Raw genomic sequence first — 12,680 nt, forward strand, 5'->3', positions numbered from 1 at the left:
TGCCAAACCCTCATCCTGCGGATAAAATGAATGGTACAAATATCTACAACATATTCCTGGAGGTGTTGATCCATGGCCTACAAAGTTGGAACCGGTTGTATCCTGTGCGGCGCTTGTGCTGCTAGCTGCCCCGTGAGCGCCATCGCCGATGGTTGTGATAGCTACGTAATCGATCCCGATGTGTGCATCGATTGCGGCGCTTGTGCTGCTGGCTGCCCCGTAGAGTGCATCAAGCAGGCGTAACAAGACGACGAAACCATAAAAAAAGGCTTGTATAAGCCTTTTTTTATTTTCCCAGAAGGAGGAAAGAGCGCTGTGGAACGGATTACCAAGCAAGCGCCCGGGGGATATTGGGTGGAACCGGATGCGGTTTTGCCCCGGGAACAGGGATTCGGCGGGGCGGCCATCGAAAAACTGGCCCGGATGGAAAACCTCTATGAGGACCTATGCCGGCAACAGGAGCGCATTGCCGGTGAGTTGGAGGCCCTTCGTCTAGCGGGCAAGCAAAAGACCGTGCGGTTCCGCCAGCTTTTGGCCAACAAGGTCACCAATCAAAATATCATCGTGATGCTGGAGATGCATCCCTAAAAAAATCCCTCCCGCCAGGAGGGGTTTTTTAGAAAAGAAAACGGGAATGTGGCGAAAAAGGGAACCTTTTTTAAAAGGACAATCCCATCGTAAAAAGTATGGTATAATTCTTCTACCATATCGGTGATAGGAAGGGAGGAACCGCTATGCTGGATCAAGGTGCCATTCTGGAGCTGCTTCGGGAAGCGCGGGCCGCCAAGGAGTTTGCCTACGCTCCCTATTCGGGGTTTCGGGTGGGGGCCTGCGTGTTGATGGAGGACGGAAGGATTTTTTCCGGCTGCAACGTGGAGAACGCCGCCTATGGGGATACCATCTGCGCCGAGCGAACCGCTATCCTAAAAGCGGTATCCAACGGTAGTCGAACCCTTGTGGCCATCGCCATCACGGGGGACTCTGCGGAGCTTACCTATCCCTGCGGTTCCTGCCGCCAGGTGATCCATGAGTTTGCCGGGCCCGATACCCTTGTGGTGGTTTCCGACCGGGAACTGCACTACCGGGTGTTTCCCTTCCATGAACTGCTGCCCGGCGGCTTTGGCCGGGATCAGCTCCGAGGCCCGGAAAAGGAGGAGCGGGTATAATGCTTGGAGTGTCCGAAACCACTGCTCTGGTACAGGGGCTGGTATCCTTCTTTTCCCCCTGTGTGCTACCCTTGTTACCGGTGTATTTTTCCATTCTGGGATTGCGTGCGGGGAACCAGATCGGCCAACGGCGGGGTTGGCTGTTTTACAATGGCTTGAGCTTTTGTTTGGGATTATCGGTGATCTTTATCGCCTTGGGAGCGGTGGCCACCAGCCTGGGCCGGTTTTTGTCGGACCATCTGGAGCTGATCTGTAGAATTGCCGGCGGACTGGCCGTCCTCATGGGGGTTCTTACCCTGTTTTCCGGAAAAATTCCCTTCTTTAACCGGGAAAAGCGTATGGAGGTAAATCGGGCCCCAGGCCTTCTGACCTCCTTCCTCATGGGTATGGCCTTTGCCTTTGGCTGGGTGCCCTGCGTATCCGCACCGCTGGCCAGTATCCTGCTCTTGGCCTCGGTGAGCGCCACCATGTGGCGCGGGATCTGGCTTTTGGTATGCTATTCCCTGGGCTTTATCGTACCCTTTCTACTGTGTGCTCTCTTTGCCGGAGTCCTGCTTCGGAAGTTTCAGGGCATACAGAAATACGCTGGCGCCATCCGGGTGGTATCCGGCCTGCTGATGATTATGATGGGCATCCTGTTGTACAGCAATGCCTTGAACATCTTCCTGCGATAGGAGAATTTCCATGAAACGAATGCATCTCTTTTTGATAGCGGTTATGACGGTAGCAATGCTTGCCGGCTGCGGCAGCAAGGAAGGATCCCAGCCCGATTCCACGCAAAGCCCTCCTGCCGGGATCCAGGGAGAGCAGCTTTCCCAGAACGAGCAGCTCTTTTTGCAGATTCGAGAGAATACCCCTCTCCCTGAGATTCCAGTGGTGGATAAGGAGGGCGGGGAGACCGTCCTGCGGGCTCAAGAGGGGGAGATCCTGGTGATCAATCTCTGGGCTTCCTGGTGCGGTTATTGCATCAAGGAAATCCCCTATTTCAATGAGGTCCATGAGCGGCTGGCGGGAGAGGGCGTCCGCATTGTGGCGGTAAATGTTCTGGACAGCGCGGGGGATCCCTATACCCAGGCGGAGGTTCAGGCCGCCTTTTCCGAGGAGGAGCGGCTGGGCGTGGCCTTTCCGGGATATGTGGACTACAAAAACGAGGCGGCTATCCAGTTTGCCGTCCGATCGGTGCCCATGACCATCTTTGTAGACGGCAGCAACAACATCGTGCTTCGGTATCCCGGCATGTTTCAGTCGGCCCAGGAGCTAGAGGAGTGGTTGGGCTATGTGCAGAAATACGCCGGACAGTGACCCTGCCCTTCGACCAGGGGAGCGGGTGGATGACCTGGAGCTGGAAGGATTGCGGATCATTCAGAATCCCGATGCCTTCTGCTTTGGAACCGATTCCGTTTTGCTGGCGGACTTTGCCCGGGCAAAGAAGGAAAACCGCGTCCTGGATCTCGGCACCGGCTGTGGGGTGCTGCTCCTATTGCTTTGGGGGCGCTATCATCCCCAGGAGCTGGTAGGGGTGGAGATACAGCCCCAGATGGCGGATATTGCCCGGCGCAACGTGGCGTTTAATCGCTTGGAATCCGTTGCTCGGGTGGTGGAAGGGGATTATAAACGCCATGGAGAGGCCTTTCCCAAGGCAAAGTTTGACCTGGTGGTGGCCAATCCGCCCTATGTGAAGCTGGGTGCTGGCGCTGGCCGGGAAAACCAGGCCCATTATATTGCCCGCCATGAGGTGGCTGCGACCCTTGCGGACGTGGTGGAGGCGGCCAGCGCCGCTCTCATCACCGGAGGCCGGTTTTGCATGGTGCATCACCCCCATCGTTTGGCGGAAATCATCACCGCCATGCGGGGGGTTCGGATCGAGCCCAAGCGGATGAAGCTGGTTCAGCCCCGGGAGGATAAGCCTGCCAATATCCTTTTGATCGAGGGGATTAAGAACGGCCGCAGCGGCATGCATTTTGAGCCCACCCTTTCGGTCTATGGCCCGGACGGCGATTATACGGCGTCCATGCAGCGGGTCTATGGGGGGAAACCATACGCATAATCCGAAGGCAGAACCCGCTTGATTACTGGCTTTTCCAGCATTCAAGCGGGTTTTTCTATGCTTTTAGGCATGCAAATTCTTGTACAATTTTGTGGTTTTTTGTACATTGAATTACACAGAAAATACACAGTGAATTATTCCAATGCCTTTGCATTGCTTGGAGCAAAATAAAAAGAGGGGCCCAGCAAACGCCGAGCCACACGACAGAAAACAAATGTTATCTGCTGGTAAAGCTATGGTATCATTTTCGCAATGTCACGAAATTGATCAATGGATGTAATGGTAGAAAAAACATGTTTACAATGCGCAAGGATTAGCATATACTATGAGTGCGGGGATGACGCTTAGAATATCATCCGTTAGTATGAGTTTGTTTTAATGAGGCGATAATATCGCCTAGGTGGGCTGGCACCTTATCAATCCGAAATCAATGCCGGGTGAATAGACCGGAGTGTTGGCGAGCAACGGAAAAACTCGAAGTGTTGCCGGGTAAACAGACCGGAGCGTTGGCGGACAACAGAAAAACCAGCTCTTCGCTAAAGAAGATGTGTGACGGTTCTGACACATCGGTAAAATAAAAATGACCGAGCGAAGAAAGGAGCGGGCTGGCTATTTTGCCGGCCTTCTTCTTTATGGGGTGTGTTGTGGTGGAACATAGGATCACAATAGCGTGCTTGTCAAAATTGAATGGTTGTTGAGGACCGGAAATGGCCCCCGGCACACCCGAAAGGGTACCTGGCATGTGGGATACGCCGCCCCACCAACAACCAACAAAGAGCCCGGATTGCTCCGGGCTCTTTCGTTTTCTCTCCCTTATTCTTCTTTAGCTTTCTGGGCCTGTTTAACCATCTGATTTACCAGAACCGCAGCGCCAGCACAAAGTACCCCCTCCAAAATCCCCTGGGGGATTCCAATCAGCGCTACCCCAAACGCAATGCCGATGGCGGTCAGGATAAAGGGAATCGTCCAGTCTGGGATATTGGGGATGGATTTCAAAAACACCCCCAACACATACAGGACAGCCGCCACAATATACATGTTCTCGGTAATAAACTGGGTAAAGTCACTCATCACAAATTTCCTCCTCAATGTTTCAAGTCCTTGGTGGGGAGGGTATGAACCTTCTCTATCCTAGAATCCATATCTCCATTCCACCCATGGGCCTTGTAATTCAAAAACATCTCCTCCAGAATCCGCCGCTCCGATGGGGTGGCGTATCCCTTGTTCAACAACCTCTCGATTTCCTCGGATAGTCTGGCATAAGCCAACAAACGGATGGTATCAAGGCCTGTCCGCACCTCTTTGACTAGCGCGTCTCTATCCGCTTTTTCCTCCTTCGCCTCGCTGTCCTTCTTGTCAAAGAACCGCTTGATGAAAAACAGCAAAATACCATTGATCCCAAGAACCGAGAAAATCGATAACGCTACTTCCACATCTGATCACCCCCTATTCGATGGTTAGCTGGAATTTGCCAATGGCCTTGCCGAACAGCCCGGCATATCCATCCTGGCCGTTGGTGGTCTCGCTATCGTACTGGAAGGCGTAATACCCGCCACCCACAGGAGCCACGCGGTACTCGGCTTTTTTAAAGGGCCGAATATCATCGGGGGTATAGAAATACACCTCAATGGCGTCGATCACCTTCCCATTACCGGCGTAACCGTTCACGATATCATTGATGTTGTATCCAGTTACCCACGGGAGCCAGTCGCCGCCCATTACATGCACCCGGTACTTTACCGACCCATGGGACACCCCGATGGCCACATCGGTAATGGGGCTATCCTCCCACCCGGCATAGTCTGTAAGGTTACATACCTCCGGAAGCCAGCCGTGCTTCTGGGTGCGGACTCGATAAAATGCATCAATCTCCTTTGTACTGGGGACAGGAGTAGGGACAGGCCGGGGAGCTTCTTCCCCCATATATGCAGCTACCATGTCCAGGAATCGCTGCCAGCCCATATCCAAGGTACGGTGCGGACAATATTTCCCGCTGTAATCCTGATGCTTGGTCACTTTATCGATGCCCCAGCCGTAGCTTTTTAGCAGCATCGCGATATATTCAGCGGCGTTCTTCTCGGCTTGGATGAACCGCTCACCGCCAGACTTAGAGTAGCAGATTTCAATGGCGATCCCCTGGCGGTTGCCCACCCCATTCCCATCACCCGCGTTCCAGGAATTGCGGGTAAACGGAATGCACCGGATTACCTCTTTGTCATCTATTACTACATGAAAGCTGGCTTCGTTATTGTTTCGGGCCATGTACAAGGCTTCGTTTTCAGCCGAAGCGTCGTTTGCCGTATTATGAACGATAATCCGGGTTGCCGTCATAGCATAGGGGCATTTAATCCCATACTTGTTTTCAGGCACAAGCATGTTTCTAATTGGCACCATCAATATTCCTCCTTAATTACATTCAACCGACCACTTCAAAATAAATGCCTATCAGCTCTGAGGGCATATGTGAAATCGCCTGGCTTGTATCTCGGATGCAGCGATACACTGTCCCATCCTCGCTGTAATACTTGCCGTTTTCATATGCCATATTGGGAGCGGCAGGAATCGGATCATCAAGGGTTCCGCTATGGACAACGTCCAAAACCTCCCACAGCGCCGGGGCACCATCTGGCTCCCAGCCATCCTGCGTGATATGATCCTGCCTTGCCTTATATAGCCTATTGGGATAGTACCGCCTATCTCCCATAACAACACTTTCTCCAGGCTGCCATGCGGGGTATAGGGTGGGCATTCTTGCTGCTTCCTCGTCTAGAGCAGACTGCGCCGCAAACACCATGGAACGCCGGGCCTGGCGTGCCCATTCCTTCCTGTTCATCACTTCGCCACCCCAATCAATATGTCTATGATCTCCTGCTGAGCTGCCACTTGTTCTCGCAGTTGATCCAGTTCGCCAGGGCCCGGTTTAGGAGGTTCTTCAATGGGAAGTTCAACGAGCTTCTCTCCGTCCCATTTCGCGTGATCAAGGATCGATAGATCTATCCCATTTGAAACCTCTATTTCCATTCCATTTACAATCCCTCCCGATAACGCATAGCTGGTTATCCTATTCTCAGCATCCATTGAAATGCAAATCCTCATCAGAAATCCCTCCGTTTATTTGAACCCATAGATGGCACGCAATTTCCCATAATCGCCAAAGCCGTCAACCGATACTAAGGTGGTTGTTGTGGTAAAGCGAAAAATTAGGTTGACGTCCGCCGCCAACAGGAGATGCCCACGTCCATTGTCATCGGAAGGTGAGACCACCCAGGCCTCACCGCCTTTGCTTCCATCCGTTGAAACCGGCAGAAACGCGCTTGTTGCATAGTGTGTGGCCCAATAGTTTTGGGTACCAATCACCAGCAAAAACTTGTATTCGTAGATAGACTTTGTGAGAGTTATTGTTGTGTTATTGGCTGCAAGACTGCCGCGCCATACCACCTCTCCACCAATTCCAAGTGGTAGTGTGACCCCATTTACAGCAAAGCCAGTTGCAGCATTGATCACCCCTTCCGGTAATCCTTCCGGCATCATCTGGCCCACGGAAATGCCGTCCTGGGTCATATGCATTGTGGGAATGCCCCGATCTACGAGGGATTGGCCTGATCCGGAAATTGGAACGGCATCTGTGATTTCCAGCAATACATCAAAAGATGAGGTAATCGTGAACCCATCCACCCCTAGGTCCCCGGATATCATATCGTTGAATTGCCATGAATCCTCATTGATGGTCAAGGTTATGGCGATTGGATCAGAATACTCCTGAGCCGTTGTCAGCTTATATCGGTACTGTGCCGATAGGGTGTTTGTTACCAAGCCAAAGGACTTGTTGTCCCAGACGCCCTGAGCCTGTAACGAAACGGCACTATCCACGCTGTTTGCCCTTTGTGTGGTAATACTGGACACCCTGGGCGGGGTATACGGAATTAGCGTACCGAGCTTGGTTACAATGGTCTGATTTCCACGGCTGTCCACTGCTGCTACGGACACCGTACCGCTTGCCGCGTTTGGAACCTCGATGTACACATAGGAATCCTCGCTCCATGGCGCTTCTGCCGTAGCGTTGCCCACCGAAGCTATGTACTTCACGATAGCGGCTGATGTGGTGGATGTAGCTTTATTTGCCACAGGAATTGTGACTGTTACACTGGATACCCCGCTTATGATCTTGCTGCTATCCCCGGTAAGATCGGTTCTGGAGGCTGAGAAATCAAAAGCGGAAAATATGGGGGCGGCTCTTGACGGGACAACGCGTATGGTGCCATAAACGGTTTTGCGTCCCACCTCAGTGTTGCCACTATATGTAACGCACACAAGGCCATAGGAACCAGTGTTGCTGTTTGGAAGCGAAGCATAAAGCGCCGCTACATCGGCATCCGAAAAGGTGAAGGTTCCACTGGTTCCAACCCCACTAATAACCGGATCAAGACTACCCGCGTAAAGATACAGGTCATGGGTAAACGCAGAAGAAGCCCGGGAGATCGAGATGGTCAAATCATCCCCGATTACAAGGTCTGGTGCATTAGGGGTGCTGGCTCTTGGGATTGTGGGCAATGTGATAGAATAACCCTGATAATCACCGCTTAATCCCGCGCCTGGAATGCTTATTTTTCCGTAGACTGTAAGCCCGCGGGTGCCATCCGCGGAATGATAAATATTGACGTTCCGCTCAAATAAAGTAATGGGCGAGCCCATGTCTGACCCAACAATCCTTTGGCTGGGGCTGACCGCCTGGGTATACTCGGTGCCGTCAATCTGCGCATAGCATGTGCCGGTACCATAGGTTTGGTACCCGGTGTTCGTCCTGCGATAAATTTCGCGCACCGTTACGTTGCTGTAATTTCCCTCAATGCTCTGGCTCTCAAGGACAATCTGGATATTAAATACGATGTATTGGTTGCTGGTGGGAAGGTCACCGCTTGTATAGGTTCGGATTGCCATGCGTTCACCTCCTTAATCGTTAATTACGAACATCGCACCGTCCGACACCGGTAGGATGCGAAGGGCGTGGGCGGCGCTTGCACTTCGTCTTACGCTTAACTGATCCATAATGGTGGTATTGGCGAGTTGCGAACTGTCCTTGTCGACATAAACAATCCGCTTTCTGGTATCCTTGTTCAAAATCTCCCATTGTGTACTGTCAAGATGTGCCTTATATGCTTCCTCCTCACGGGTCATGGTGATGCCCCGGTCGTCTATCACCGTATTGGCAGTCACAATCTCGTTGGGCGCTTGCTGCCATACCGACACACCAGCCCCTTCTATGAGAATTAGATCTGCTACATAGAGCCGACACGCCGTAGCAGATAGGATCACCTCGGCATCGGTGCTCTGCGCCTGAAAAACGCCTGTCGCCTCCTGCCATGCTTCGCTTGTCGTTAAAGGCACTTGCAAGCTCGCCAGAGATACGCCAAACTCAGATCCCGAGGTTGTATTGGTTCGGTACTTGAAATAGTAGGCGTAGGTCTTCCCGGACACCAGGCGCACTGTCTGAGAAAGGACACTGGTTCCCTGTGCACCGTTGCCTACCTGGATATATCCGCCGCTGGTGGTCTCGTTGCTGTTTCCCCCAACTGCATATCCATTTTCAGACAGCGTCCAGTCCTCAAGACCGGTGCGGCCAGCAGTGCCAAGAATAAGGTTAGCGCCACCACTAATGGACACCGCCGCAGTTATCCCCTCCGCTAGTTGGGTTATGAGGGTACTGTTGGTTTGGGCCGTATCCATGGCAGCTTGAGATGTGTCGCTGACACTGTCAATGGTTTTGGCTAGGGAGGTGATTTCGCCCGTTGCTTTATTGACAATGATTTCAGTATGGCGGATTAGCTCTGCCTCAGTCGGATAAAACTGGTACTGCACATCACTATCAATTACACTTGGCGCGCTGGTTGCGCTTGTAACGCCGTTTGGAGAAACGTAGTCGGCCCTGAGAATGTAGCTCGTTGCATATGACCCGTCCATCAATTCAACCTTGATTGGAGTACCACAGGGCAGGGCGGGATCCGCACATCCGACCAGCTCAAACGCTGTGTATCCGTATCCATATACCTGATCATATAAAGCATCAATCAGCGCTTCTCTTTTTTCTTGGGTATAGGCAAACGGGTTGTCAGAAACCACAAGCTGAATTTGTTCTGTGCTGCCGTCCGTCTTAGTGACGTTCTCTCCTTCTATCTGGCTATTTCTAATGATGACCGTATTTATTGGCCTGGTTTCACGCTTGATTTCAACACTGGCATAGTCATAAATGCTTATGGTTTGCTGTGTCCCGATGGATAAAGCAAATACCAGCTCATCTCCGATGATCTGGGCAAAGGTCCCGCTGATTCCTGCAATAGCCTGTATAACCTGGGTATAATATTCGCCAGACGTAAACTGATTGCTATCAACAACAAAATCGCCGTTTGCCAGTGTCTGACCGGGTTTTAGTGCTACTCCACAGGCTGTACATGCTTCTTCCAGAACGTCCATAACCGTGATTTCCCCGGAAGCATAGTCAAGGGCTGATTGGTAGGGGACAGCAAATTTGAGCATGTCATCCATGGCAGTGATGGACGATATCCCGGTGGTGTTATCATAGGCTCGGTCTGTTACATGGAAAGTGCCTATGTTGGAATAAGTAAGGCCTGAGGCATCGTCCCCAGCCCCGGCATGGTACTGAAACGGATTGTTTCCAATCGGATCACCTTCAACGGAAAACGTAATGGATTTTGCGATTGCTGTACCAACTACGTTACCATTCAGATAACAATCCCGGTGCAGTTTTACATCCTGCACCGGGTAAGCAACATTGTTTACTAAAATCCTATCATCCTGGTATACGGGGCTAAACATTTGTGATCACCCCTTTCTGGGTCAATGTCAGTGTATAGCCATCTGTGATTGGGTCGCTTTGCGCGGTGATCACCGTGACAGGTTCAAGATCAATGTAAAAATCGCCTATCTTGTAGCACTGATCCCGCAAGCTCCAAAAGGTAAATGTTGCTGAGGCGGTATTTAGGGCTGATAGGTACGAAGCAAGAGAACCGCTGTCCATATTATCGAGAACGGCAACAATAGTGGTACGGCCTAGCTTTCGGTAGGTTCGTTTGTCTAGCCCAGAAGCGGTCACAATGGTACCAGCAATGGAGGGAGCATCCTCCTGAATGCTATACCCGCTAGCCTGTATTTCGTCCAATGGCGTACTGCCTACAAACAAAAGGGAGTCTGTCACGTTATCACCTCATCCCATACTGCAATTTCAGCATTTGGTTCTGCCTGTTGTTGCTCTCAGCTATCGCCTGACTTCCTCCTCCAACCGCTCAACTTCAAGCTTAAGGATCCCGTTATATTCAAGATGGGTGTCAAACATCTTTTCCACCGTTTCATCATCAAACCGAATCATAGCTGCACCTCCTTGACAGCTCTCCGCCGCCGTGCTATATTAGTTATGCAGATATCTCTTGCCTGTGTCCCGGTGGCTGTCCTCCCCTGGGGCACATTTTTTTCTAGCTCTTTTACCGCAGCCCTCCTGCAAAACGCCTGTATGGTCTCGTTAGCCCGCTCGCACGCCGCTTGCAAGCGGGTATATTCATCATCGGACAATTTAAAGGTAATCTGACCACTCGGAAATCCATGAAATATTACCATCCTTTCTTTTGCGTTTTTTCTTATTAAGAATATCCTAAAAAATTGTCTTGCAATTCGAGACATTTAAGAGCATCCTAGTAGTGCAGCATTTTATTGGGTCGTCTCGCCGAGCGAAAGCCCCCGGGGCGATTCTAAATTTTACTGTTGACTTTTGCTTTCAGATGTGGTATCTATTTAGTGACTTTTTCCCTTGTACGCTTTCCGAGTTTGCAGCCTCGGGGGCGTATTTTTTATGTATTGAACCATTTCCTTTCTCCTTCCCTAGTCCGCTCTAGGACTTTGAGTGCCATTCTGGCGTGGCACAGCTCCTGCTCGTAGTGCCGTCTAATTTCGTCCATCCTCCTTGCGTCCCCGGATCGGTACGCCGCAACCATAAGCCCACCGAACACCGCTCCTACAAATAGCCCCAACGTGAACCCTGTCATAGCTCAATGCCCATCCCGATCAGAACAAGGAGGAAAGCCGCAATCCTTGCGCCATGGATAGCCATGTCTGCTATGCTTCCTGGACGAACCTTGAATTTCATTATGCCTCCCTCCTTTATGACATCTGCCTGGCGAGCTTGACCTTGCTGATCCGGTTGAATCTGTCAAACTCGAACCGCCTTTTTAGTGTCCTGTAATCTCGGTAGCCGGTGATTTCACCGACCTGTTTGATGTTCAACATTTCTCCGCCAGGGAAGGCAGCTTCAATGCGGGCTAAATTCTCCCTATAATCCTGCTTTTCGCGAGGCATGAAAGCACCTCCTAGTCTCTATTCAGTTCGTCAACCGTTTTGCCGAACGCATCAGCAATTCGAAACAGCATCTTATTTCCGGGGGTTTTCACTCCGCTTTCGTACATCTTGTAGACGCGAAGTTCGACGCCAAGCCTATCGGCCATTTCGGACGGCTCAAGCCCGAGAGATTCCCGCCCACGCTTGATGTTGACCATGATTGCATTTTCGTTTAGCACTTATATACCTCCTAATTATTGGAATTTGCACCCGCTAGTGTTGACTTTGATTTCCTAATCCTGCATACTGTACTCATAGCCTAAGGGCTAGGAAAGGGGGCGGTTTTTATGACCAACCTTTTGACTAAGCCCTGTTCCCTTATTCCATGTGAACCGCGATGCTGACGGGCTGAAAAACATGGCTGTTCCGGCAGAAGCCAAAGTGAGCGGAGTACCAAGAAGCACAGGGTATTATGTGCGCGGGGAGTGGACAAAGGTGTGCAACATACTGGAACAGACCAGACTAAAAAAGGTATTGCACAACCGTGGAGCCGTATCCCGGCGGGGGAATAAAACTCGCGTAATGCGTCCACGGGTTCCCCTTGCTGCAATGCTTAAGGGTACAAATTTGCCGGAGGTTGTTTCTGCCGTGAATACCCACGGCAGAGCAGCCTTTCACCAGCGGGTACGGTTATAGTATATATCTATATAGTTAGATAGTCAATAGTTTTATATCTATTTTTTTAGCTAGGAGTTTGAAATGAAGTTTCAGGATAGAATGTCAAAATTGATGGATGAAAAAAAACTAACGGCTTATAGGATTTCAAAGGACACCGGAATATCGACAAGCCTATTGTCTTATTGGAAAAATGGGGAAAAGCTTCCTGGAGCCGAAAACCTCGAAAAACTCGCGGACTATTTCGGCGTGTCCGTGGACTATCTTTTAGGAAAAGAAAAACCCGCCATCCAGGAAGATGACGGGCTGACCGATGCAGAGCGGGAGCTTATGGAGCTTTTCGACAAGGTTCCAGAGGACAAGCAGGAGTTTGTCCTACAACAGGTGGAAGCGGCTTTGCGGCTTGCTGGATTACTTGACGAGTGAGGGCAATGGCTTTCTGGTGGTCCCTA

19 protein-coding genes are annotated in these 12,680 nt (G+C 51.1%); 7 read left to right on the forward strand and 12 right to left on the reverse strand.

The genetic code is table 11. The features are described from left to right. Nucleotides 1-72: 72 nt before the first annotated feature. The 6 genes from KP626_RS06925 to KP626_RS06950 all read left to right on the forward strand — a co-directional run bounded on the left by KP626_RS06925 (nucleotide 73) and on the right by KP626_RS06950 (nucleotide 3,213). The gene (locus KP626_RS06925) at nucleotides 73-243 is read left to right on the forward strand and encodes a DUF362 domain-containing protein (protein WP_395976108.1); all 171 of its coding nucleotides are present in this window, start codon (nucleotides 73-75) and stop codon (nucleotides 241-243) included. Between the two features lie 72 nt (nucleotides 244-315). Beyond that, the gene (locus tag KP626_RS06930; protein WP_395976110.1) at nucleotides 316-588 is read left to right on the forward strand and encodes a hypothetical protein; all 273 of its coding nucleotides are present in this window, start codon (nucleotides 316-318) and stop codon (nucleotides 586-588) included. A 146-nt stretch (nucleotides 589-734) separates the two neighbouring features. Continuing rightward, nucleotides 735-1,166 (forward strand): cytidine deaminase, encoded by a 432-nt coding sequence (locus KP626_RS06935; protein ID WP_395976112.1) that lies wholly within the window; start codon nucleotides 735-737, stop codon nucleotides 1,164-1,166. After that, the gene (locus KP626_RS06940; protein ID WP_395976114.1) at nucleotides 1,166-1,840 is read left to right on the forward strand and encodes a cytochrome c biogenesis CcdA family protein; all 675 of its coding nucleotides are present in this window, start codon (nucleotides 1,166-1,168) and stop codon (nucleotides 1,838-1,840) included. Before KP626_RS06935 ends, KP626_RS06940 begins: the two co-directional genes overlap by 1 nt. A 10-nt stretch (nucleotides 1,841-1,850) precedes the next feature. Next, entirely contained in the window at nucleotides 1,851-2,468 is a 618-nt protein-coding gene (locus KP626_RS06945) for a redoxin domain-containing protein (RefSeq protein WP_395976116.1), read from the forward strand. Further along, entirely contained in the window at nucleotides 2,443-3,213 is a 771-nt protein-coding gene (locus KP626_RS06950) for a tRNA1(Val) (adenine(37)-N6)-methyltransferase (RefSeq protein WP_395976118.1), read from the forward strand. Before KP626_RS06945 ends, KP626_RS06950 begins: the two co-directional genes overlap by 26 nt. Nucleotides 3,214-3,640: 427 nt before the next feature. Here the strand turns inward: KP626_RS06950 and KP626_RS06955 are convergent, their stop codons facing one another. The 12 genes from KP626_RS06955 to KP626_RS07010 all read right to left on the reverse strand — a co-directional run bounded on the left by KP626_RS06955 (nucleotide 3,641) and on the right by KP626_RS07010 (nucleotide 11,792). Next, nucleotides 3,641-3,955 (reverse strand): hypothetical protein, encoded by a 315-nt coding sequence (locus KP626_RS06955; RefSeq protein ID WP_395976120.1) that lies wholly within the window; start codon nucleotides 3,953-3,955, stop codon nucleotides 3,641-3,643. Nucleotides 3,956-4,026: 71 nt separating this feature from the next. Then, nucleotides 4,027-4,284 (reverse strand): phage holin family protein, encoded by a 258-nt coding sequence (locus tag KP626_RS06960; RefSeq protein WP_395976122.1) that lies wholly within the window; start codon nucleotides 4,282-4,284, stop codon nucleotides 4,027-4,029. Between the two features lie 14 nt (nucleotides 4,285-4,298). Next, complete coding sequence (locus KP626_RS06965) at nucleotides 4,299-4,646, reverse strand: hypothetical protein (RefSeq protein ID WP_395975472.1); 348 nt, start codon at nucleotides 4,644-4,646, stop codon at nucleotides 4,299-4,301. A 13-nt stretch (nucleotides 4,647-4,659) separates the two neighbouring features. Beyond that, entirely contained in the window at nucleotides 4,660-5,607 is a 948-nt protein-coding gene (locus tag KP626_RS06970) for an N-acetylmuramoyl-L-alanine amidase family protein (RefSeq protein ID WP_395976124.1), read from the reverse strand. 22 nt (nucleotides 5,608-5,629) lie between these two features. After that, on the reverse strand, nucleotides 5,630-6,046 hold the full coding sequence (locus tag KP626_RS06975; protein ID WP_395976126.1) for a carbohydrate-binding protein: 417 nt from the start codon (nucleotides 6,044-6,046) through the stop codon (nucleotides 5,630-5,632). Beyond that, entirely contained in the window at nucleotides 6,046-6,309 is a 264-nt protein-coding gene (locus KP626_RS06980; protein WP_395976128.1) for a hypothetical protein, read from the reverse strand. Before KP626_RS06980 ends, KP626_RS06975 begins: the two co-directional genes overlap by 1 nt. Before the next feature lie 15 nt (nucleotides 6,310-6,324). Continuing rightward, complete coding sequence (locus KP626_RS06985; RefSeq protein WP_395976130.1) at nucleotides 6,325-8,151, reverse strand: DUF859 family phage minor structural protein; 1,827 nt, start codon at nucleotides 8,149-8,151, stop codon at nucleotides 6,325-6,327. Nucleotides 8,152-8,163: 12 nt separating this feature from the next. Continuing rightward, nucleotides 8,164-10,044, reverse strand: a complete 1,881-nt coding sequence (locus tag KP626_RS06990) for a hypothetical protein (protein ID WP_395976132.1) — start codon at nucleotides 10,042-10,044, stop codon at nucleotides 8,164-8,166. Next, on the reverse strand, nucleotides 10,037-10,387 hold the full coding sequence (locus KP626_RS06995; protein WP_395976134.1) for a hypothetical protein: 351 nt from the start codon (nucleotides 10,385-10,387) through the stop codon (nucleotides 10,037-10,039). The genes KP626_RS06990 and KP626_RS06995 overlap by 8 nt, the downstream gene beginning before the upstream one ends. Nucleotides 10,388-10,590: 203 nt before the next feature. Then, nucleotides 10,591-10,902 carry a hypothetical protein gene (locus tag KP626_RS07000; protein WP_395976136.1) on the reverse strand — a complete coding sequence of 104 codons (312 nt, stop codon included), beginning with the start codon at nucleotides 10,900-10,902 and terminating at the stop codon, nucleotides 10,591-10,593. Nucleotides 10,903-11,379: 477 nt separating this feature from the next. Beyond that, on the reverse strand, nucleotides 11,380-11,574 hold the full coding sequence (locus tag KP626_RS07005) for a hypothetical protein (protein WP_395976138.1): 195 nt from the start codon (nucleotides 11,572-11,574) through the stop codon (nucleotides 11,380-11,382). An 11-nt stretch (nucleotides 11,575-11,585) separates the two neighbouring features. Then, nucleotides 11,586-11,792 carry a helix-turn-helix domain-containing protein gene (locus tag KP626_RS07010; protein ID WP_395976140.1) on the reverse strand — a complete coding sequence of 69 codons (207 nt, stop codon included), beginning with the start codon at nucleotides 11,790-11,792 and terminating at the stop codon, nucleotides 11,586-11,588. A gap of 520 nt (nucleotides 11,793-12,312) precedes the next feature. Between KP626_RS07010 and KP626_RS07015 the strand changes: the two genes are divergently transcribed. Then, nucleotides 12,313-12,654 (forward strand): helix-turn-helix domain-containing protein, encoded by a 342-nt coding sequence (locus KP626_RS07015; RefSeq protein ID WP_395976142.1) that lies wholly within the window; start codon nucleotides 12,313-12,315, stop codon nucleotides 12,652-12,654. Nucleotides 12,655-12,680 lie beyond the last annotated feature (26 nt).

This window comes from Christensenella sp. MSJ-20 (assembly GCF_044357945.1).
GTDB lineage: Bacteria > Bacillota > Clostridia > Christensenellales > QAND01 > QAND01.

Excerpts from the sequence above, each read along its gene's own strand:
- KP626_RS06925 (WP_395976108.1), top strand. The coding sequence starts at position 73 with ATGGCCTACAAAGTTGGAACCGGTTGTATCCTGTGCGGCGCTTGTGCT.
- KP626_RS06935 (WP_395976112.1), top strand. The coding sequence starts at position 735 with ATGCTGGATCAAGGTGCCATTCTGGAGCTGCTTCGGGAAGCGCGGGCC.
- KP626_RS06940 (WP_395976114.1), top strand. The coding sequence starts at position 1,166 with ATGCTTGGAGTGTCCGAAACCACTGCTCTGGTACAGGGGCTGGTATCC.
- KP626_RS06945 (WP_395976116.1), top strand. The coding sequence starts at position 1,851 with ATGAAACGAATGCATCTCTTTTTGATAGCGGTTATGACGGTAGCAATG.
- KP626_RS06950 (WP_395976118.1), top strand. The coding sequence starts at position 2,443 with ATGTGCAGAAATACGCCGGACAGTGACCCTGCCCTTCGACCAGGGGAG.
- KP626_RS06955 (WP_395976120.1), bottom strand. The coding sequence starts at position 3,955 with ATGCCAGGTACCCTTTCGGGTGTGCCGGGGGCCATTTCCGGTCCTCAA.
- KP626_RS06960 (WP_395976122.1), bottom strand. The coding sequence starts at position 4,284 with ATGAGTGACTTTACCCAGTTTATTACCGAGAACATGTATATTGTGGCG.
- KP626_RS06970 (WP_395976124.1), bottom strand. The coding sequence starts at position 5,607 with ATGGTGCCAATTAGAAACATGCTTGTGCCTGAAAACAAGTATGGGATT.
- KP626_RS06975 (WP_395976126.1), bottom strand. The coding sequence starts at position 6,046 with ATGAACAGGAAGGAATGGGCACGCCAGGCCCGGCGTTCCATGGTGTTT.
- KP626_RS06980 (WP_395976128.1), bottom strand. The coding sequence starts at position 6,309 with ATGAGGATTTGCATTTCAATGGATGCTGAGAATAGGATAACCAGCTAT.
- KP626_RS06985 (WP_395976130.1), bottom strand. The coding sequence starts at position 8,151 with ATGGCAATCCGAACCTATACAAGCGGTGACCTTCCCACCAGCAACCAA.
- KP626_RS06990 (WP_395976132.1), bottom strand. The coding sequence starts at position 10,044 with ATGTTTAGCCCCGTATACCAGGATGATAGGATTTTAGTAAACAATGTT.
- KP626_RS07000 (WP_395976136.1), bottom strand. The coding sequence starts at position 10,902 with ATGTCTCGAATTGCAAGACAATTTTTTAGGATATTCTTAATAAGAAAA.
- KP626_RS07005 (WP_395976138.1), bottom strand. The coding sequence starts at position 11,574 with ATGCCTCGCGAAAAGCAGGATTATAGGGAGAATTTAGCCCGCATTGAA.
- KP626_RS07015 (WP_395976142.1), top strand. The coding sequence starts at position 12,313 with ATGAAGTTTCAGGATAGAATGTCAAAATTGATGGATGAAAAAAAACTA.